Annotated in this window: 15 protein-coding genes; 4 read left to right on the forward strand and 11 right to left on the reverse strand. The window is 72.9% G+C overall.

The genetic code is table 11. From position 1 onward, the window contains the following. Positions 1-467: 467 nt before the first annotated feature. Positions 468-1,493 carry a tryptophan--tRNA ligase gene (trpS, locus tag C3492_RS38755; RefSeq protein WP_103817308.1) on the forward strand — a complete coding sequence of 342 codons (1,026 nt, stop codon included), beginning with the start codon at positions 468-470 and terminating at the stop codon, positions 1,491-1,493. A gap of 30 nt (positions 1,494-1,523) precedes the next feature. Here trpS and proC read toward each other — a convergent pair whose 3' ends face one another. From proC to C3492_RS38785, 6 genes are all read right to left on the reverse strand, one after another. After that, positions 1,524-2,336, reverse strand: a complete 813-nt coding sequence (proC, locus tag C3492_RS38760; RefSeq protein ID WP_103817309.1) for a pyrroline-5-carboxylate reductase — start codon at positions 2,334-2,336, stop codon at positions 1,524-1,526. Positions 2,337-2,414: 78 nt separating this feature from the next. Continuing rightward, on the reverse strand, positions 2,415-3,221 hold the full coding sequence (locus C3492_RS38765) for an ABC transporter permease (RefSeq protein ID WP_103817310.1): 807 nt from the start codon (positions 3,219-3,221) through the stop codon (positions 2,415-2,417). Further along, on the reverse strand, positions 3,218-4,018 hold the full coding sequence (locus C3492_RS38770; protein ID WP_103817311.1) for an ABC transporter ATP-binding protein: 801 nt from the start codon (positions 4,016-4,018) through the stop codon (positions 3,218-3,220). The genes C3492_RS38765 and C3492_RS38770 overlap by 4 nt, the downstream gene beginning before the upstream one ends. 94 nt (positions 4,019-4,112) lie before the next feature. Then, positions 4,113-4,910, reverse strand: a complete 798-nt coding sequence (locus C3492_RS38775; protein ID WP_103817312.1) for a class I SAM-dependent methyltransferase — start codon at positions 4,908-4,910, stop codon at positions 4,113-4,115. Positions 4,911-5,003: 93 nt separating this feature from the next. Then, entirely contained in the window at positions 5,004-5,549 is a 546-nt protein-coding gene (locus C3492_RS38780; RefSeq protein WP_103817313.1) for a hypothetical protein, read from the reverse strand. Positions 5,550-5,990: 441 nt separating this feature from the next. Continuing rightward, on the reverse strand, positions 5,991-6,326 hold the full coding sequence (locus C3492_RS38785) for an SH3 domain-containing protein (RefSeq protein WP_103817314.1): 336 nt from the start codon (positions 6,324-6,326) through the stop codon (positions 5,991-5,993). Between the two features lie 155 nt (positions 6,327-6,481). On the opposite strand from C3492_RS38785, the gene C3492_RS38790 reads away from it, so the two are divergent. Beyond that, positions 6,482-8,671 (forward strand): serine/threonine-protein kinase, encoded by a 2,190-nt coding sequence (locus C3492_RS38790; RefSeq protein ID WP_103817315.1) that lies wholly within the window; start codon positions 6,482-6,484, stop codon positions 8,669-8,671. Between the two features lie 241 nt (positions 8,672-8,912). On the opposite strand, the gene ilvD is transcribed toward C3492_RS38790, so the two are convergent. The 4 genes from ilvD to C3492_RS38810 all read right to left on the reverse strand — a co-directional run bounded on the left by ilvD (position 8,913) and on the right by C3492_RS38810 (position 13,376). Then, positions 8,913-10,766, reverse strand: a complete 1,854-nt coding sequence (gene ilvD / locus C3492_RS38795) for a dihydroxy-acid dehydratase (RefSeq protein ID WP_103817316.1) — start codon at positions 10,764-10,766, stop codon at positions 8,913-8,915. 95 nt (positions 10,767-10,861) lie between these two features. After that, on the reverse strand, positions 10,862-11,497 hold the full coding sequence (locus C3492_RS38800; protein ID WP_103817317.1) for a TetR/AcrR family transcriptional regulator: 636 nt from the start codon (positions 11,495-11,497) through the stop codon (positions 10,862-10,864). Then, a complete protein-coding gene (locus C3492_RS38805; protein ID WP_165951822.1) occupies positions 11,494-12,315 on the reverse strand; it encodes a sugar phosphate isomerase/epimerase in 822 nt (273 codons plus the stop codon). The genes C3492_RS38800 and C3492_RS38805 overlap by 4 nt, the downstream gene beginning before the upstream one ends. Before the next feature lie 128 nt (positions 12,316-12,443). Then, positions 12,444-13,376 (reverse strand): Ppx/GppA phosphatase family protein, encoded by a 933-nt coding sequence (locus tag C3492_RS38810; RefSeq protein ID WP_103817319.1) that lies wholly within the window; start codon positions 13,374-13,376, stop codon positions 12,444-12,446. 71 nt (positions 13,377-13,447) lie between these two features. On the opposite strand from C3492_RS38810, the gene C3492_RS38815 reads away from it, so the two are divergent. Further along, entirely contained in the window at positions 13,448-14,290 is an 843-nt protein-coding gene (locus tag C3492_RS38815; protein WP_181140769.1) for a hypothetical protein, read from the forward strand. Between the two features lie 72 nt (positions 14,291-14,362). Here C3492_RS38815 and C3492_RS38820 read toward each other — a convergent pair whose 3' ends face one another. Then, positions 14,363-15,721 (reverse strand): hypothetical protein, encoded by a 1,359-nt coding sequence (locus C3492_RS38820; RefSeq protein WP_258056165.1) that lies wholly within the window; start codon positions 15,719-15,721, stop codon positions 14,363-14,365. Between the two features lie 958 nt (positions 15,722-16,679). Between C3492_RS38820 and radA the strand changes: the two genes are divergently transcribed. Then, positions 16,680-18,089, forward strand: coding sequence for a DNA repair protein RadA (radA, locus tag C3492_RS38835; protein WP_103817322.1), 1,410 nt, complete (start codon positions 16,680-16,682; stop codon positions 18,087-18,089). Positions 18,090-18,106 lie beyond the last annotated feature (17 nt).

The raw sequence follows: 18,106 nt of genomic DNA on the forward strand, positions 1-18,106 counted from the left end.
GGTCAGCGGGGTTTGTCTTCCCGGCCGTTGGGCCGTTCCGACGAGTGAGACTTTAGCGGATTCCTGGCTCCCGAGCTAATCGGGGGCCGGCGCCCTTTCGAACGCGGATTCCTCATTTCGCAAATACGCACGCCAAAGCAGCCGACGCTGAGGGCGTCGATTGAGTGGGTGGTACTGCGGAATGGCTGCCCGGGGACCGACCGGAGTCGGCGCTCACGTCGGACAACTCGGAGAACACTACGTATGGGCGCGGGGTGTGTCAACTCGCCGCCGCGGGGCACTCCGGCGGCGTACTGTGGACTGCGTGATGACGCGTACGTGTACCCAGCTCTGGTGGGCCGCCTGACGGCGGCCGACTCACGTATGCACTCAACGGCCGCCGCCTCGGCGGCCGTTCTCGTATCTCCCTCCGGGTCTCGGGGGGCCGGCCGCAGGGGCGGCGGTCCCGACCAGAAGGTGGAGTGGAGATGACTCGGGTCTTCAGCGGGATTCAGCCGACCGGGCACCTGACCCTGGGCAACTACCTGGGGGCCATGCGGCGCTGGGCGGAGGTGGACCAGCACCGGGCGGACTCGCTGTTCTGTGTGGTGGATCTGCACGCGCTGACCATGGACCACGATCCGGCGCGCGTACGCAGGCTCAGTCGGCAGACGGCGACCCTGTTGCTGGCGGCCGGGCTCGACCCCGCGGTGTGCACGGTGTTCCTGCAGAGCCATGTCGACGAGCACACGCGGCTGTCATACCTGCTGGAGTGCGTGGCGACCGACGGTGAGATGCGGCGGATGATCCAGTACAAGGAGAAGGCCGCGAAGGAGCGGGACCGTGGTGGGAGTGTGCGGCTGTCGCTGCTGACGTATCCGGTCCTGATGGCGGCGGACATCCTGGCGTACGGCACGGACGAGGTTCCGGTCGGCGAGGACCAGGCGCAGCACGTGGAGCTGACCCGGGACCTGGCGGTGCGGTTCAACCAGCGCTACGGGCAGGCGTTCGTGGTGCCGAGGGCGACGATTCCGCAGGTGGCGGCACGGGTGATGAACCTCCAGGACCCGACGAGGAAGATGGGGAAGTCGGACGAGTCGGGGGCGGGGATCGTCTATCTGCTGGACGAGCCGGACGTGGTGCGCAAGAAGGTGCTGCGGGCCGTGACGGACAGCGGGCGGGACGTCGTCTACGACCGGGCGGCGCGGCCGGGCCTATCGAACCTGCTGGATGTTCTCGCTGCGTGCACGGGTGGGAACCCTGAGTCACTGGCAGACGTTTACGACTCGTACGGCTCTTTGAAGAAGGACACCGCGGAGGCGGTGGTGGAGGTGCTGCGGCCGGTGCAGGCCAGGCACCGGGAGCTGTGCGCTGATCCGGCGTATGTCGAGGGGGTGCTGCGGGATGGTGCGGAGAAGGCGCGGGCGTTGGCCCGGCCGACGGTCGATACGGCCTACAGGGCGATCGGGATGCTGCCGCCCGTGGCCGAGCCTTCGCTGAGCGCCGCGCGTTAGCCGGGCGGCGCTCCAGCGGGGTCGGCCGGTTCAGTCCTTCTTGCCGGAGGCGAGTTCGCGGCTGCGGTCGCGGGCGGCTTCGAGGGCGGCGATGAGGGCGGCTCGTACGCCGTGGTTCTCCAGTTCGCGGATGGCGTTGATGGTGGTGCCGGCCGGGGAGGTGACGTTCTCCCGGAGCTTGACGGGGTGTTCGCCACTGTCCCGGAGCATCACGGCGGCGCCGATCGCGGACTGGACGATGAGGTCGTGGGCCTTGTCGCGCGGGAGACCGAGCAGGATGCCGGCGTCGGTCATGGCTTCGACCAGGTAGAAGAAGTACGCCGGGCCGGAGCCGGACAGTGCGGTGCAGGCGTCCTGCTGGCTCTCGGGGACGCGGAGGGTCTTGCCGACGCCACCGAAGATCTCCTCGGCGTGTGCGAGGTGCTGTTCGGTGGCGTGGCTGCCGGCGGAGATGACCGACATGGCCTCGTCGACGAGGGCGGGCGTGTTGGTCATGACTCGGACGACGGGGGTGCCCGCGGCGAGGCGCTCCTCGAAGAAGGAGGTGGGGATGCCGGCGGCTCCGCTGATGACCAGGCGGTCGGCGGGGACGTGCGGGGCGAGTTCGTCCAGGAGGGTGCCCATGTCCTGCGGCTTGACCGTGAGGATCAGGGTGTCGGCGGTCTTGGCGGCCTCGGTGTTGGTGACCGGGGTGACTCCGTAGCGGGTGCGGAGTTCTTCGGCTCGTTCGGGGCGGCGGGCGGTGACCAGGAGGTCGTCGGGGGCCCAGCCGGCCCGGATCATTCCGCTGAGCAGGGCTTCGCCGATCTTGCCGGTGCCGAGGACTGCGACTTTCTGGCTCATGCGGTTCAGTCTGGCACCGGGGTGGGGTGCGCGGGCGGGTTGTCCGGTGGGCGGAACGTCAGCTGGTGGGGCCCTGGGTCACGCCGTACGCCGTCGTAGCGTCGCCGCGCCCAGGGCCAGGACGAGCAGGGCGCAGCCGGCCACGATCAGGACGTCGCGGACGAAGGTCGCCGTCATGTCGGTGTGGTGGAGGACCTGGTTCATGCCGTCGACGGCGTAGGACATCGGCAGGACGTCGGAGACGGTTTCCAGGACGGGGTGCATGTCGGAGCGGGGGGTGAACAGGCCGCACAGGAGGAGCTGGGGAAAGATCACCGCGGGCATGAACTGGACCGCCTGGAACTCCGAGGCCGCGAAGGCCGAGACGAAGAGACCGAGGGCCGTGCCGAGCAGGGCGTCGAGGAGGGCGACGAGGAGGAGCAGCCAGGGGGAGCCGGTGACGTCGAGGCCGAGGAGCCAGACCGCGAGTCCGGTGGCGAGGGCGGACTGGACGAGGGCGAGGGCGCCGAAGGCGAGGGCGTAGCCGGCGATGAGGTCGGCCTTGCCGAGGGGCAGGGCGAGGAGGCGTTCGAGGGTGCCGGAGGTGCGTTCGCGCAGGGTGGCGATGGAGGTGACCAGGAACATCGTGATCAGCGGGAAGATGCCGAGCAGCGAGGCGCCGATGTTGTCGAAGGTGCGTGGGCTGGCGTCGAAGACGTAGCGCAGCAGGATCAGCATCAGGCAGGGGATCAGCACCATCAGCGCGATGGTGCGCGGGTCGTGGCGGAGCTGGCGCAGGACCCGGGCCGCGGTGGCGGTGGTGCGGGCGGCGTTGAGGGCGCGGGGCCGCGTGGCGGGGGCCGGCGGGATCGTCGTGCGCACCGTGGTCAGGAAGCTCGGGTTCATCGGGTGCTCTCTTTCGTGCGGCCTGCGGCTTCGTCGACCAGGCGCAGGAAGGCGGCCTCGACGGTGTCGGTGCCGGTGCGGGTGCGCAGGGCGTCGGGGGTTTCTCCCCCAGCCAGCACCTCGCCCTCGCGCATGAGGAGGAGGCGGTGGCAGCGCTCGGCCTCGTCCATGACGTGGGAGGAGACGAGGAGGGTGGTGCCGCGGGTGGCGGCGAGGTCGTGGAAGAGGTGCCACAGGTCCCGGCGCAGGACGGGGTCGAGGCCGACGGTCGGTTCGTCGAGGACGAGGAGTTCGGGGGTGCCGAGGAGGGCGACGGCGAGGGAGACGCGGCCCCGCTGGCCGCCGGAGAGGTTGCCGGCGAGGGCGTCGGCGTGGCTGGTGAGGTCGACGTCGGTGATGGCCTGGGTGACGTGCTGGTCGCGGCGGTCGGCGGCGGCGCGGCCGGGGTCGAGGATCGCGGCGAAGTAGTCGAGGTTCTGACGGACGGTGAGGTCGTCGTAGACGGAGGGGGCTTGGGTGACGTAGCCGATGCGGCTGCGCAGGGTGGGGTGGCCGGCCGGGTGGCCGAGGACGTCGAGGGTGCCGGTGACCTTGTCCTGGGTGCCGACGATCGAGCGCATGAGGGTGGATTTTCCGCAGCCGGAGGGGCCGAGCAGGCCGGTGATCCGGCCGCGGGGGACGGTGAAGCGGAGGTGGTGCAGGACCGTGCGGGGACCGCGGGTGACGGTGAGGTCGTCGGCGTGGATGGCGGGGGTGGGGACAGCGGGGGGTGAACGGTCCGGCTCAGAATTCATCATGTGATGAATAATTGGGCTGGAGAGGCTGGACGTCAAGGGTCGATGCGAAGGGGGTGGGAGCGGGGGAGGGGCGCGGGAGAGCCGGGATGCCGGGTCAGGGCTTGCGGGCGACCAGGAGGAGGACGTCGTAGGTCTCCTCGACCATGCCGTCCGGGAAGACCTCCAGGAGGTGGGCGCGCTCCTCGGCGAGGAAGGCGGCCGTGCGCTCCTCGGGGCTGATGAGGAAGGCCGAGTGGCTGCCGATGTTGGCGAGATGGGTGTCGACCGGGACGCGGCGGCTCCAGCGGACCGTGTGGCGGATGAAGTCCAGACGTCCGCTGGGGTCGGCCAGCTCGATGCGGTCACCGACCTTGCGCGCCTCGGCGGCGGCGTCGAGGCCCAGGAAACGGCCGACGCGGCGGGCGGCGTCGGCGATCCATCCGACGTCCAGCGCCTCGGTGTTCCACCACAGCGCCAGCGCACCGCCTGGGCGCAGCACGCGCAGCGCCTCCGGCACCGAGTGGGCCGGGTCGGTCCAGTGCCAGGCCTGGGCACAGGTGATGAGGTCGGCGTGGGCGTCGGTGACGGGCAGGGCGTTGCCGTTGCCCCGGACGAGCGGGATGTGCGGGAGCGCGCGGCGGAACTCGGCGGCCATGCCCGCTCCGGGTTCGACGGCGAGGACGTCGGCGCCCCGGGCGTGCAGGAGGGCGGTGGCGATGCCGGTGCCCGCGCCGACGTCCACCGTCCTGGCGCCCCGGAGGGGGCGGCCGGACAGTTCCTCGACGGCGTCGAAGAGGGCGGGCGGGTAGGAGGGGCGGTTCGCGGCGTACTGGGCGGCGGCGGAGTTGAAGGACGCGGCGCGGGCCGCGTGGGAGGCGTGCGGGTCGGCGGGTGACGGCTCGGTGACGGTCATGGGGTCCTGTCTACGGCATCGCCGCGCGCCTGCCGTACCCCCTTCTCCGTCGTGCCGACGCGGTTCCACCGCCGCCGTTCCGCCGGCGCCGTGCTACCGGCGGCGCTTCTTCTTCGACGGGTTGCCGGTGCGGCGGGTGGTGCGGCGCGCGTGGGCCTCGCGGGCCTGTTCGTACTCCTCGCGGTGCAGCTTCTCGCCCGGTGCCTCCGTGAGGGAGCGGAAGAAGTAGGCGAGGAGGGTGCCGACGAAGCCGATGGCGAGCAGACCGCGCAGGGATGCCTGGCGCTGCGGGTCGTGGCGCCTGCCGAAGCCCTCCCAGGTGTTGCGGAAGGCGAGCGCGCTGCAGATCGCGAACATGGCGACGACCAGCACGGTCACGAAGGAGCCGGACTCGGCGATCTGGATGCCCTCGTAGGCGAGGCGCAGCACCAGGCAGGAGACCGCGGCGGCGGCGAGGGAGCCGACGGCGACACCGGCGCGGCGGGCCGCGTAGCCGTTGTCGTGGTTCACCCAGGAGGTGCCGAAGAAGCGCAGGGGCTCGGGGCGGGGGCCACCGGCCTGCGGCGGCGCGCCGTCGCCCTCGGCCGCGCGGCCGACGGAGTCCGCCGAGGTGTCCGGGGTGCCGGTTTCGTCGCTCACAGCACGATTATGGCGCCGACGGCGGACGGGCTTCCGGGCGGGGCGGGGTCTGGGCGGGGGGCTGCTGAGGTGGGTGGGCTGCGGGGGTGGGTGGGCTCGTGGTGGAGCGGGGGCCGGTTGGGGATAGGGGTGGCTCCCGGGCCGGGCGGGTTCCGGCGAGGCGCCTGCCGGGCCGGGGGGCGGTGCCGGCTGGGTGGTTCCGCGTTGGCGGCCCCGACTCCCCTGAGGCATGGTCCCGCGGCCCCCACGCCCCCGGCCCCGCCGAAGCACCCCCCGACGCCCCCCACTCCGCAGAAGCATGACCCCGCGGGGCGGGATGGCTCGCGGTGCCGGCCGTGCCGGGTGCCGGTCGGCGGCGGTCAGGCCCGGTCGTGCCGGGTGCCGGCAGTTCCCGGCCGGGCCCAGCACGGCCCGGCCGGGCGCAGCGCGTGCTAGCCGGTGTCAGCCGCAGCGTGGGGCGATGTAGCCGTCGGTGCCTGTGTGGACGTAGGCGTCCGAGACGTACTCGCCGCTGTCGATGAGGTCCCAGATGTTCGTCGTGCCGTAGGTGCCCGTCACCGTCGTGCCGGGCGTCTGGCAGTAGATCGGCACCCGGACGCCCTCCGGCAGGACGCGGACCAGGTTGTACTGGGTGCCCGGTCCGCTGCGGACGTTCAGGCGGACGCCGGGTGCGACGGCGTAGGTGCGGACGGCTGCCGCCGCCTCCGTCACCACGTCCTCGGCACCGCCGGTGCCGTTCCCGATGGCCTCGGCCTCTTGTGCGCGGTCGACTGACATGAAAATGGTCCTCCCCCGTCGTTTTCCTGGAACTCGGCGCGAAACGCAGGTGCGCGACTCGCCACCCAGACGCTAGCAAGCCGCCTCTGTCTCGTACGAGTCATCGACTAGGCTCCGTGCGTCGCGCGCGCGGACGAAGAGCACGGGGGTGGTCCATGGCGCCACAGCGCAACACCGGAGCGGGCGCGGAACCGGAACTTCCCGAGTACGCCGGGCACTATCGGCTGGAGTCCTGCCTGGGCTCCGGCGGCATGGGGGTCGTACACCTCGCCCGGAGCACCTCCGGGATGCGGCTCGCGGTGAAGGTCGTACACGCCGAGTTCGCGCGGGATCCGGAGTTCAGGGGCCGTTTCCGGCAGGAGGTGGCCGCCGCGCGCAGGGTCAGCGGGGCCTTCACGGCACCCGTCGTGGACGCCGATCCAGAGGCCGCACGCCCCTGGATGGCCACCCTGTTCATCCCCGGGCCGACCCTCTCCGACCATGTGAAGCGGAAGGGCCCCATGCCCACGGAGCAGCTGCGCCGGCTGATGGCGGGGCTCGCCGAGGCGCTGCGGGACATCCACCGGGTCGGGGTCGTGCACCGGGATCTCAAGCCCAGCAACGTGCTGCTCGCCGAGGACGGGCCGAAAGTCATCGACTTCGGCATCTCCCGGCCGAAGGACAGCGAACTGCGCACCGAGACCGGGAAGTTGATCGGCACTCCGCCGTTCATGGCGCCCGAGCAGTTCCGGCGGCCCCGGGAGGTCGGCCCGGCCGCCGACATCTTCGCGCTCGGTTCGGTGATGGTGCACGCGGCCACCGGGCGCGGGCCGTTCGACTCCGACAGTCCGTACGTCGTCGCCTACCAGGTGGTCCACGACGAACCCGACCTGACCGGCGTACCGGAAGGGCTCGCCCCGCTGGTACGCCGGTGTCTCGCCAAGGAGCCTGAGGACCGGCCCACGCCGGACGAACTGATGCGGGAACTGCGCTCGGTGGCGGCCTCGTACGACACCCAGGCGTTCATACCGGCGCAGCGGACGGGTGCGGAGCAACGGGCGGGCGAGGACCGGGCTCCTGCGGAAGCCGGGGCGGAGGCAGGGGAAGGGGAAGGGGCGGAGGCAGGGGGCGCTTCCGCTGGAGCCGGTCGTTCCGACGGTGCCGGTCGGCGTACGGGCCGAGGCCCGGGGCGTCGGCGAGTGGTGGCGCTGACGGCCGGCAGCCTGGGGCTGGCGTTGCTCGGTGCGCTCGTCTCGGTGTGGGCGTCCGGCGGAAACGATCAGTCACCCACGAGGAAGGGCGAGCCGACGCTGACGGCGGCTTCCGGCAGCGCGTGGACGGCCCGGCCGGCGGTCGGCGGCGAGGGCATGCCGCACTGCGCGTACGGGGCCGGGAAGGTGTTCTGCGCGCGGCCGGGTGTCGTCTTCGCGCTCTCCGCGAGCGACGGCGCCCTGCTGTGGCGGCGTTCGGTCGACACCCGGTCCACGAGCGGGCCCCCGGTCCTCTCCGGTGGGCTGGTCCAGCCGTACACGGACGGCGGCTCACGGCTCGCCGGCCTGGATCCGGCCACGGGCAGACAGGTGTGGCAGCGACGGCTGCCGGCTGGGACGACCGTGCGGTACGCCGGTGACACGGCCCTGCTCGCCAGCGCCGACGGCAGGGTCACCGGCGTGGACGGCGCGAACGGCGCCACCCGCTGGCGGAGCGCGGTACCCGGTCAGGGCATGCCGGCCCTCGACGCCTTCCCCGGCGCCTCGACGGCCTTCGCGACGCGTACGTCCGCCGACGGGACGAGCACACGGGTGACCGCCGTGGACCCGGGCACCGGCCGGGTGCGGTGGGACGTACGGCTCGGTGGCTGGCTCAAGCCGTTCGCGGCGCAGGACGGTTCGGTGTTCTTCCTGGCCGTGGACAGCGCGTACGGCGCCACGGAGATCGTCCGCTACAGCCCCGGCACGGGCGCGACCCGGCGCGTCGCGCTGCCCGCCGTCCTCGACGGCGCGCACGCGACGGTGCGCGGGAACGTGGTGTACGTGCTGGCCACCGGTGGCTCCCTGGACGCCGTGGACCTGGAATCGGGGCGGTCGGGCAAGCACCTGTGGCACCTGGAGACGTCGGTGAGCCGTGGTTCGGCACCCGTCGTGCGGCGCGGTCGGGTGTACCTCACCGCGAGCGACGGCCGGCTGCTCGCCGTCGACGCCGGGAACGGCAGGCTCGTCGGGCAGACGCCGGCGCGGCTGGGCGCGAACTCGGCCGAGGTCATGAGCACCCCGCCCGCACCGGTGCCGGTCGACACCCGCGTCCTCGCCGCCGCGCCCGACGGCACGGTCTTCACCGTGGACAGCGGGAACCCGTCGGCCTGGTGACCCCGGACCCGGGAAGAGGCCGGGCGGTGCGGGGACAGCGGACGGCCCGGTGGGGCTGGGGACGGCGAGCGGTCCGGTGATCCACCCAGGGGCCGTCCGTGACCCGGCGAAGGCCGCCCGGAACGGCGAAGGGCCGGCCACCGAACGGCGAAGGGCCGGCCGCCCGTGGAACGGCGAACGGCGACCGCCCGTGGAACGGCGAAGGGCCGCCCCGGTCGGGAGCGGCCCCTGCTGTCGTGGCTCAGCCCAGGCGGGACACGTCGCGCACGGCGCCCTTGTCCGCGCTCGTCGCCATCGCCGCGTAGGCGCGCAGGGCGGCGGAGACCTTGCGTTCGCGGTTCTTGGGGGCGTAGACGCCGTTCAGGGCCTGCTCCCGGCGGGCCAGCTCGGCCTCGTCGACCAGCAGCTCGATCGTGCGGCCCGGGATGTCGATGCGGATGCGGTCGCCGTCCTGGACGAGGGCGATCGTGCCGCCGGAGGCCGCCTCGGGCGAGGCGTGGCCGATGGAGAGGCCCGAGGTGCCGCCGGAGAAGCGGCCGTCGGTGATCAGGGCGCAGCTCTTGCCGAGGCCACGGCCCTTCAGGTACGAGGTCGGGTACAGCATCTCCTGCATGCCGGGGCCGCCCTTGGGGCCCTCGTAGCGGATGACGACGACGTCGCCGTCCTTGACCTCCTGGGTCAGGATGCGCTGGACGGCCTCCTCCTGGGACTCGCAGACGACGGCCGGGCCCTCGAAGGTCCAGATCGACTCGTCCACGCCGGCCGTCTTGACCACGCAGCCGTCGACGGCGAGGTTGCCGCGCAGGACCGCGAGGCCGCCGTCCTTGGAGTAGGCGTGCTCGACGGAGCGGATGCAGCCGTTCTCGGCGTCCTCGTCCAGGGCCTCCCAGCGCTCGGACTGGGAGAACGCCTCGGCGGAGCGGACGCATCCGGGGGCCGCGTGCCACAGCTCGACCGCCTCCTGCGACGGGGAACCGCCGCGGACGTCCCAGGTCTTCAGCCAGTCGGCGAGGGAGGGGCTGTGCACGGCGTGCACGTCCTCGTTGAGCAGGCCGGCGCGGTGCAGTTCGCCGAGGAGGGCCGGGATGCCGCCGGCGCGGTGCACGTCCTCCATGTAGTACGTGCGGTTCTTGGCGACGTTGGGGGCCACCTTCGCCAGACAGGGCACGCGGCGCGAGACGGCGTCGATCTGGTCCAGGCCGAACGGGACGCCCGCCTCCTGCGCGGCGGCCAGCAGGTGCAGGATCGTGTTGGTGGAGCCGCCCATCGCGATGTCCAGGGCCATGGCGTTCTCGAAGGCCTGGAAGGTGGCGATGTTGCGGGGCAGGACGGTGTCGTCGTCCTGCTCGTAGTAGCGGCGGGTGAGGTCCATGACCGTGCGGGCCGCGTTCTCGTACAGGGCGCGGCGCGCGGTGTGGGTGGCGAGGACCGAGCCGTTGCCGGGCAGGGAGAGGCCGATGGCCTCGGTCAGGCAGTTCATCGAGTTGGCGGTGAACATGCCGGAACAGCTGCCGCAGGTGGGGCAGGCGTTCTCCTCGATGCGGAGGATGTCCTCGTCGGAGATCTTGTCGTTGACGGCGTCGGAGATCGCGTCGACCAGGTCGAGCGTGCGGACCGTGCCGTCCACGAGGGTGGCGCGGCCGGACTCCATGGGGCCGCCGGAGACGAAGACCGTCGGGATGTTCAGGCGCAGGGCCGCCATCAGCATGCCCGGAGTGATCTTGTCGCAGTTGGAGATGCAGACCAGGGCGTCGGCGCAGTGCGCCTCGACCATGTACTCGACCGAGTCCGCGATCAGGTCGCGGGAGGGCAGGGAGTACAGCATGCCGCCGTGGCCCATGGCGATGCCGTCGTCGACGGCGATGGTGTTGAACTCGCGCGGGATGCCGCCCGCCTCCTTGATCGCCTCGCTGACGATCCGGCCGACCGGCTGGAGGTGGGTGTGGCCCGGCACGAATTCGGTGAAGGAGTTGGCGACGGCGATGATCGGCTTCCGGCCGATGTCCGCACCGGGTACACCGGAGGCGCGCATAAGGGCGCGGGCGCCCGCCATGTTGCGGCCGTGGGTGACTGTGCGGGACCTCAGCTCGGGCATCGTCGCTCGCTCCTTCAGACGGATGTGGCTGTCATCGAGCGTACGCCGGTCATCCAGTGGGCGGGACAAGGTGTCCGAATCGCGGGACGCGCGTTTCATGGAGCAGTCAGGTGCCCCTGTACGACGGGGGCGACCCGGGCGATGATGCGCTCCAGGTCCGCCGACGCCAGCGGCTCCACCTTGATCACGTAACGGAGCATGGCACAGCCCACCAGCTGGGCGGCCGCCAGCTCGGCGCGCAGCTCGGCGTCCGGCAGCTCCAGCTGGGCGGCGATGCGGCGCAGCAGTTGGGTGGCGACCAGGCGGCGGAAGACGGCGGCGGCCGTGTCGTTGTTGACGGCGGAGCGCACGATGGCGAGCAGCGGGGTGCGGGTGGTGGGGTTCTCCCAGATGCCGAAGATGAACCGGGTCAGCCGCTCGCCGACGGCGTCCGGGGGGCCCTCGGCGACCGCCCCCGGCGCGTTCAGCGCGGGGGCGAAGGCGACCTCGATGGCCGCTTCGAAGACCTGCTCCTTGGTGCCGAAGTAGTGGTGGACGAGCGCGGAGTCCACGCCGGCGGCCTTGGCGATGCCGCGTACGGACGTCTTCTCGTAGCCGCGCGCGGAGAACTCCTCGCGGGCGGCGGCGAGGATGCGGTCCCGGGTGCCGGCGGACTCGGTGCGCGGGGGCCGGCCCCGGCGCCGGGCGGGCGGCTCGGGGACCGTGTCGTTCGCCGGCGGGGTGGCGGTCATCGGCGGGTCACCCGCACGGCCGCCGCGGCGAGGTGCTTGCGCGTGTACTCCAGGGCCTCGGCGAGGTCGGCCTCGCGCTCGGCGCCGGACATCGCCCGCCGGGTGTTGACCTCGATCACGACGTGGCCGTCGAAGCCGGTGTGCACCAGGCGCTCCAGCAGTTCGGCGCAGGGCTGGGTGCCCCGGCCGGGCACCAGGTGCTCGTCCTTGGCGGAGCCCCGGCCGTCGGCGAGGTGGACGTGCCCGAGCCGGTCCCCCATGCGGTCGATCATGCCCAGGGCGTCGGTGCGGGCCGTCGCCGTGTGGCTGAGGTCGATCGTGAAGTGCCGGTAGTCGTCGTGGGTGACGTCCCAGTCGGGGGCGTAGGCGAGCATCTCGCGGTCGCGGTAGCGCCAGGGGTACATGTTCTCGACGGCGAACCGTACGTCCGTCTCGTTCGCCATCCGCCAGATCCCGTCGACGAACTCCCGGGCGTACTGCCGCTGCCAGCGGAAGGGCGGGTGGACGACGACGGTGGAGGCGTCCAGCTTCTCCGCCGCCGCCCGGGCCCGCTGGAGCTTGACCCAGGGGTCGGTGGACCAGACGCGCTGGGTGATCAGCAGGCAGGGGGCGTGGACGGCCAGGATCGGGATGCCGTGGTAGTCCGAGAGGCGACGCAGGGCCTCGATGTCCTGGCTGACCGGGTCGGTCCACACCATGACCTCGACGCCGTCGTAACCGAGGCGCGCGGCGATCTCGAAGGCCGTCGCCGTCGACTCGGGGTAGACGGAGGCGGTCGAGAGCGCGATGCGCACGTCTGCGTCCCTTGGTTCAGCCACGTCCGTCACCATACGGCGCCGAGGGGCTCGGGTGTTGGGTGCCTGTTCGCCGTTGTGAGGTTTGCCATTTGCGCGGCCGCGGGTGCGTGGTCGCCCCTCGCGCAGTTCCCCGCGCGCCTTCGGGGGCGCTAGTCCGAGCCCATGTGGTCGAGGCGGCGGAGGATGACGCCCTCCCTCAGGGCCCAGGGGCAGATCTCCAGTTTCTCCACGCCGAAGAGGTCCATCGCGCCCTCCGCCACCAGGGCGCCGGCGAGGAGCTGACCTGCCCTGCCGTCCGAGACGCCGGGCAGTTCCGCGCGCTGTTCCGTCGTCATGCCGGCCAGGCGCGGGACCCAGGCCTCCAGGGACTCGCGTTTGAGTTCCCGCTGGACGTAGAGGCCCTCGGCGCTGCGGGCGGCGCCGGCGATGCGGGCGAGCTGCCTGAAGGTCTTGGAGGTGGCGACCACGTGGTCCGGGGCGCCGAAGCGGCTGAATTCGCCGACCGTGCGGGCGATCTCCGTGCGGACGTGGCGGCGCAGGGCGCGGACGTCCTCCGGGTCGGGCGGGTCGCCGGGCAGCCAGCCGGCGGTGAGGCGGCCGGCGCCGAGCGGGAGGGAGACGGCCGCGTCCGGTTCCTCGTCCATGCCGAAGGCGATCTCCAGGGAACCGCCGCCGATGTCCAGGACCAGCAGCTTCCCGGCGGACCAGCCGAACCAGCGGCGTACGGCGAGGAAGGTGAGCCGGGCCTCCTCGGCCCCGGCGAGGACCTGGAGTCGTACGCCGGTCTCGTCGGCCACGCGCGCGAGGACGTCGTCGGCGTTGGTGGCCTCGCGGACGGCGGAGGTGGCGAACGGCAGCAGGTCCTCGACGCCCTTGTCCTCGGCGGCCTGGAGCGCGTCCCGCACAACGGCGATCAGCTGGTCGATGCCTTCCTCGCCGATGGCACCGCTGTCGTCGAGGAGCTGGGCGAGCCGGAGTTCGGCCTTGTGCGAATGCGCGGGCAGCGGGCGCGCGCCGGGGTGCGCGTCCACCACCAGCAGATGCACCGTGTTCGAACCCACGTCCAGGACACCGAGTCTCATGTACGGAACGCTACTGCCAGAACGTCCGTCCTCGGTCCCGCGTGCGGCACCCGGCCACTTACCCTGGACGGGTGCCAAAGACGAAAAAGGCGAAGGCTGACAAAGCCGACAAGGCGGGCAAAGGCCGTAAGGCCGCCAAGACCACCACGGAGGCGTTGATGGGCGACGAGAAGGGGCTCGATTTCGCCCGTGCCTGGGTGGAGTTTCCTGACCCGGCGGACGACGAGCAGGTCTTCCGCTGCGATCTGACATGGCTGACCTCTCGCTGGAACTGCATCTTCGGCAGTGGCTGCCAGGGCATTCAGGCGGGCCGCGCGGACGACGGGTGCTGCACGCTGGGGGCGCACTTCTCCGACGAGGACGACGAGAAGCGGGTCGCCGAGCACGTGGCGCGGCTCACGCCGGAGATCTGGCAGCACCATGACGAGGGCACGCGGGGCGGGTGGGTCTCCGAGGACGAGGAGGGTTCCCGGCAGACGCGGCCGTTCCAGGGGTCGTGCATCTTCCAGAACCGGCCGGGGTTCGCGGGCGGGGCCGGCTGCTCGCTGCACATCCTGGCGCTGAAGGAGGGCCGGGAACCGCTGGAGACCAAGCCGGACGTGTGCTGGCAGCTGCCGATCCGGCGGACGTACGACTGGATCGACCGGCCGGACGACACACGGGTGCTCCAGGTGTCCATCGGGGAGTACGACCGCCGGGGCTGGGGGCCGGGCGGGCACGACCTGCACTGGTGGTGCACCTCGGCGACGTCGGCGCACGGCGCGGGTGAGCCGGTGTACGTGTCCTACCGGGCCGAGCTGACGGAGCTGATGGGCAAGGCGGGGTACGACCGTCTGGTCGAGCTGTGCGAAGCGCGGCTGGCTTCACAGTTGCCCCTGCTGGCGCCCCACCCGGCCGACCCGGAAGCCTCGTAACGGCCTTTCCCGCTCGCTCCTCCCGCCCACCCGGCTCGCTCGGCTGGAAGCCCCCGTCTTCCCGGCTCCTGCCTAGCTGTCCGTCGGGGTCGGGGTCTCGGTGTCGGTCGGCATGGGAGTCGGCGTCGGGGAGTCGGAGGGGGGCGGGGTCGTCGGGCTCGGCGTCGGGTCCGTGGGCGGTGGGGACTGCGTGGCGGGGGGCTCGGTCGGCGGTGTGCTCGGCGGGGGCGACGAGGGTGTCGGTGAGGCGTGGGGTGGGGTCGGACGGCTGGGTGCCGTGCCGTATCCGTCGATCGAGACGACCGCGCCCGCCGGTGCCACCGCCACCTGCGCGTGCCAGTGGCCGGACGGCTCGCGCAGATGGTCGACGTACACCTTGATCGTCAAGGTCCGGCCGGGTCCGAGGGTTCCCGAGGACTGGCTGAAGTAGAGCCAGCCGGCCGTCGTGGACACCGACCAGCGGACCTCGGACTCGCCGGACGCCGTGAGGGTGATCAGGGTGGTGTCGCCGTCGTTGGCGGCGCTGACTTCGAGCTGTCCCGCGCCCTTCCCGCCCTTGCCGCTGACGCTGACGACCTCCACCGAGACGTCCGCCTTGCCGTTCTTTCCCATGCGGACGCCCGGCTTCACTCTCGCGTTCCCCGCGTTCTCGTAGCCGCCGGACGTGTCGCCGCCGAGCGCCTCGGGACCTTGCGCCTCCCGCGCGGTCGCCGAGCGGCCGTCGTCCTCCCCTGCCGGCCCGCCCCGATAGGCGGCCCAGAGGGCGAGGACCGGTGCGGCGACCACAGTGGCCACGACCGTCGTCGTGACGGCCCGCGCGCGGATGCGGTCGCGGCGGGCCGCGCGGTCCTTGGGGTCCATCGGGAAGCCGCGCCGGTCGAAGCGGGGTCCGGCGGCGCCTCGCGCGCGCGGGTGGCGTGCCAGGGCCGCGCGCGGCGCTTCCAGCACGGGCAGCTCGGCGGGGGTGACCGTGGCGCCGGGCCAGCGGCCGGGGACCGCGCGCTCGGCGGTGCGGCGGCAGCGCGGACAGTCGTCGACGTGCCGGACCAGCTCGCGGCGAAGGGCAGCGCTGAGGACCAGCCGGTTGTCGCCGGTGAGGTGGGCCACGCTCGGGCAGCCGCCCGTCTCGACCACGGCGAGGGCCGCGCGTGTGCGTTCCACTTCGCAGGCGGCGGAGGCGAGCAGTTCCCGCGCGGCGGCGGGCTCCATGCCGAGGACGGCGGCGACCTCGTGCGTGGCGAGGTGGTGCCGGACGGCGAGTTCCAGGGCCTCGCGCTGCTCGGGCGTGGTACCGGCGGCTTCCGGCCAGGCCAGCAGCGCGAGCTCGCGTCGCCGCTGCTCTTGGATGTCCGGGGGGAGGCGGCTGACGAGGGGGGCTCTTTGCCGGTGCCCCCGGGAGCCCGGGAACTCCCGGGGGCTCCAGAGGGCCACTGAGCTCCGGCGGAGGGCTCGGCGGAACCGGTGGCTCCGGAAGACCCGAGTGGACCATCAGTGCCCTGGCCCCAAGAAGTTCCTTCTGCCCGTGAGGTCCCGACGGCCCCGGCAGTCCCATCGGCCCCCGCAGTCCTTTCAGCCCCCGCCGCCCCAGCGACCCCGTCGCCCCAGGCAGTTCCGGCTGCCCCGGCGCCGCCCCCGGCCGCGCTCGCGCTCCCGGCGCCATTCCGGCCCCCGGCGCCGCCCCCGCCCCCGGCGCTCCTCTTCCCGGCAGCGCCGGACCTTCTCCCGGCGCCCCCGTCCGCCCCCTTGCCCGTGCCCCCCGCCCCGCCACGTCCCGCCGCGTGTGTGGCCTGACGTTTCTGCTTGGCCTCGGCGAGCTTGCGGAGGCAGGCCCAGCGGGCCAGGGCGTACAGCCAGGCCCGCTGGTCGCCGGGGGCCCCGGGGGCGCGGTGGCCGCGCCGTTCGGCCAGGGCCAGCGCGTCGCCGAGGGCGGCGGTGGCCGTGTCGTGGTCGCACAGGACGGACAGGCAGTAGGTGAACAGGCCGTCCAGGTACGGCTCGAAGCGCGCGGGCGTGCGCTGGGCGACGGTGCGCGCGGCGGCGCGGTCGCGCGCCTCTTTCTCCTCACGGTTCTCGCGCGCTTCGCGTCGTGCGTCACGGGCCTCACGTGTCCCGCGATGCGCCCGGTGCGCGCCTGTCGTGCGGGTGGTCGTCTCCGGACTGCTGCTCATCACCCGTGCGACCGTAGGCGGCTGCGGAGTGCCCCTTCTGGAACCTTGAGCACTTTTAATCCGTACGGGTGAAACGATCCCTCATAAGGGGACAGGAACCTTTGATTCCGCGGCTGGATCCCGGTGGGCGCCGGCCGATAACGGTTCACCCACACGTGCTCCCCGCTCCTCAGCACCCGACTGCCGGTCCCGTTGTCAGTGCTCCGGGCTACGGTTTCCGCATGGCTGCCCGTACCAAGACGACCAAGGACCGCCCGTCCTACCGCTGCACCGAGTGCGGCTGGCAGACGGCCAAGTGGCTCGGCCGCTGCCCGGAGTGCCAGGCCTGGGGCACGGTCGAGGAGTACGGCGCGCCCGCGGTCCGGACCACCGCACCGGGCCGGGTGACCACCTCCGCGCTGCCCATCGGCCAGGTCGACGGCCGGCAGGCCACCGCCCGCTCGACCGGCGTGCCGGAGCTGGACCGGGTCCTCGGCGGCGGTCTCGTGCCGGGCGCGGTCGTCCTGCTCGCGGGCGAGCCCGGCGTCGGCAAGTCCACCCTGCTGCTGGACGTGGCCGCCAAGGCGGCCGGCGCCGAGCACCCCACCCTCTATGTGACCGGCGAGGAGTCGGCGAGCCAGGTGCGGCTGCGCGCCGACCGCATCGGCGCGCTCCACGACCACCTCTACCTGGCCGCCGAGACCGACCTGTCCGCGGTCCTCGGCCACCTGGACGAGGTCAAGCCGTCCCTGCTGATCCTCGACTCGGTGCAGACGGTGGCCTCCCCGGAGATCGAGGGCGCCCCCGGCGGCATGGCCCAGGTCCGCGAGGTGGCGGGGGCGCTGATCCGGGCGTCCAAGGAACGGGGCATGTCCACGCTGCTCGTGGGCCACGTCACGAAGGACGGCGCCATCGCCGGGCCCCGCCTGCTGGAGCACCTGGTGGACGTCGTCCTGCACTTCGAGGGCGACCGGCACGCGCGCCTGCGTCTGGTGCGGGGCGTGAAGAACCGCTACGGCGCGACGGACGAGGTCGGCTGCTTCGAGCTGCACGACGAGGGCATCACGGGCCTCGCCGACCCCAGCGGCCTGTTCCTGACCCGCCGGGCCGAGCCGGTCCCGGGCACCTGCCTGACCGTCACCCTGGAGGGCCGCCGTCCGCTGGTGGCCGAGGTGCAGGCGCTGACCGTCGACTCCCAGATCCCCTCCCCGCGCCGTACGACGTCCGGCCTGGAGACCTCCCGGGTGTCGATGATGCTGGCCGTCCTGGAGCAGCGGGGCCGGATCAGCGCGCTGGGCAAGCGGGACATCTACTCGGCGACGGTCGGCGGCGTGAAGCTGTCGGAGCCGGCCGCCGACCTCGCCATCGCGCTCGCCCTCGCCTCGGCCGCCAGCGACACCCCGCTGCCGAAGAACCTGGTGGCGATCGGCGAGGTCGGGCTCGCGGGCGAGGTCAGACGGGTCACGGGCGTGCAGCGCAGGCTCGCCGAGGCGCACCGGCTGGGCTTCACGCACGCGCTCGTACCGGCCGATCCGGGGAAGGTGCCGCCCGGCATGAAGGTCCTGGAAGTCGCCGACATGGGCGACGCGCTCCGGGTCCTGCCGCGCTCCCGTCGCCGAGAGGCCCCACGGGAGGCGGAGGAGCGCCGGTAGACTTTGCCCAGGTCTCG

Source organism: Streptomyces sp. Ru62 (assembly GCF_002920615.1).
Lineage (GTDB): Bacteria > Actinomycetota > Actinomycetes > Streptomycetales > Streptomycetaceae > Streptomyces.

What these genes read in the sequence shown, in the direction of transcription:
- C3492_RS38790 (WP_103817315.1), top strand. Translation starts at nt 6,482, where the DNA reads ATGGCGCCACAGCGCAACACCGGAGCGGGCGCGGAACCGGAACTTCCC.
- C3492_RS38800 (WP_103817317.1), bottom strand. Translation starts at nt 11,497, where the DNA reads ATGACCGCCACCCCGCCGGCGAACGACACGGTCCCCGAGCCGCCCGCC.
- ilvD (WP_103817316.1), bottom strand. Translation starts at nt 10,766, where the DNA reads ATGCCCGAGCTGAGGTCCCGCACAGTCACCCACGGCCGCAACATGGCG.
- C3492_RS38775 (WP_103817312.1), bottom strand. Translation starts at nt 4,910, where the DNA reads ATGACCGTCACCGAGCCGTCACCCGCCGACCCGCACGCCTCCCACGCG.
- C3492_RS38765 (WP_103817310.1), bottom strand. Translation starts at nt 3,221, where the DNA reads ATGAACCCGAGCTTCCTGACCACGGTGCGCACGACGATCCCGCCGGCC.
- proC (WP_103817309.1), bottom strand. Translation starts at nt 2,336, where the DNA reads ATGAGCCAGAAAGTCGCAGTCCTCGGCACCGGCAAGATCGGCGAAGCC.
- radA (WP_103817322.1), top strand. Translation starts at nt 16,680, where the DNA reads ATGGCTGCCCGTACCAAGACGACCAAGGACCGCCCGTCCTACCGCTGC.
- C3492_RS38810 (WP_103817319.1), bottom strand. Translation starts at nt 13,376, where the DNA reads ATGAGACTCGGTGTCCTGGACGTGGGTTCGAACACGGTGCATCTGCTG.
- trpS (WP_103817308.1), top strand. Translation starts at nt 468, where the DNA reads ATGACTCGGGTCTTCAGCGGGATTCAGCCGACCGGGCACCTGACCCTG.
- C3492_RS38785 (WP_103817314.1), bottom strand. Translation starts at nt 6,326, where the DNA reads ATGTCAGTCGACCGCGCACAAGAGGCCGAGGCCATCGGGAACGGCACC.
- C3492_RS38770 (WP_103817311.1), bottom strand. Translation starts at nt 4,018, where the DNA reads ATGATGAATTCTGAGCCGGACCGTTCACCCCCCGCTGTCCCCACCCCC.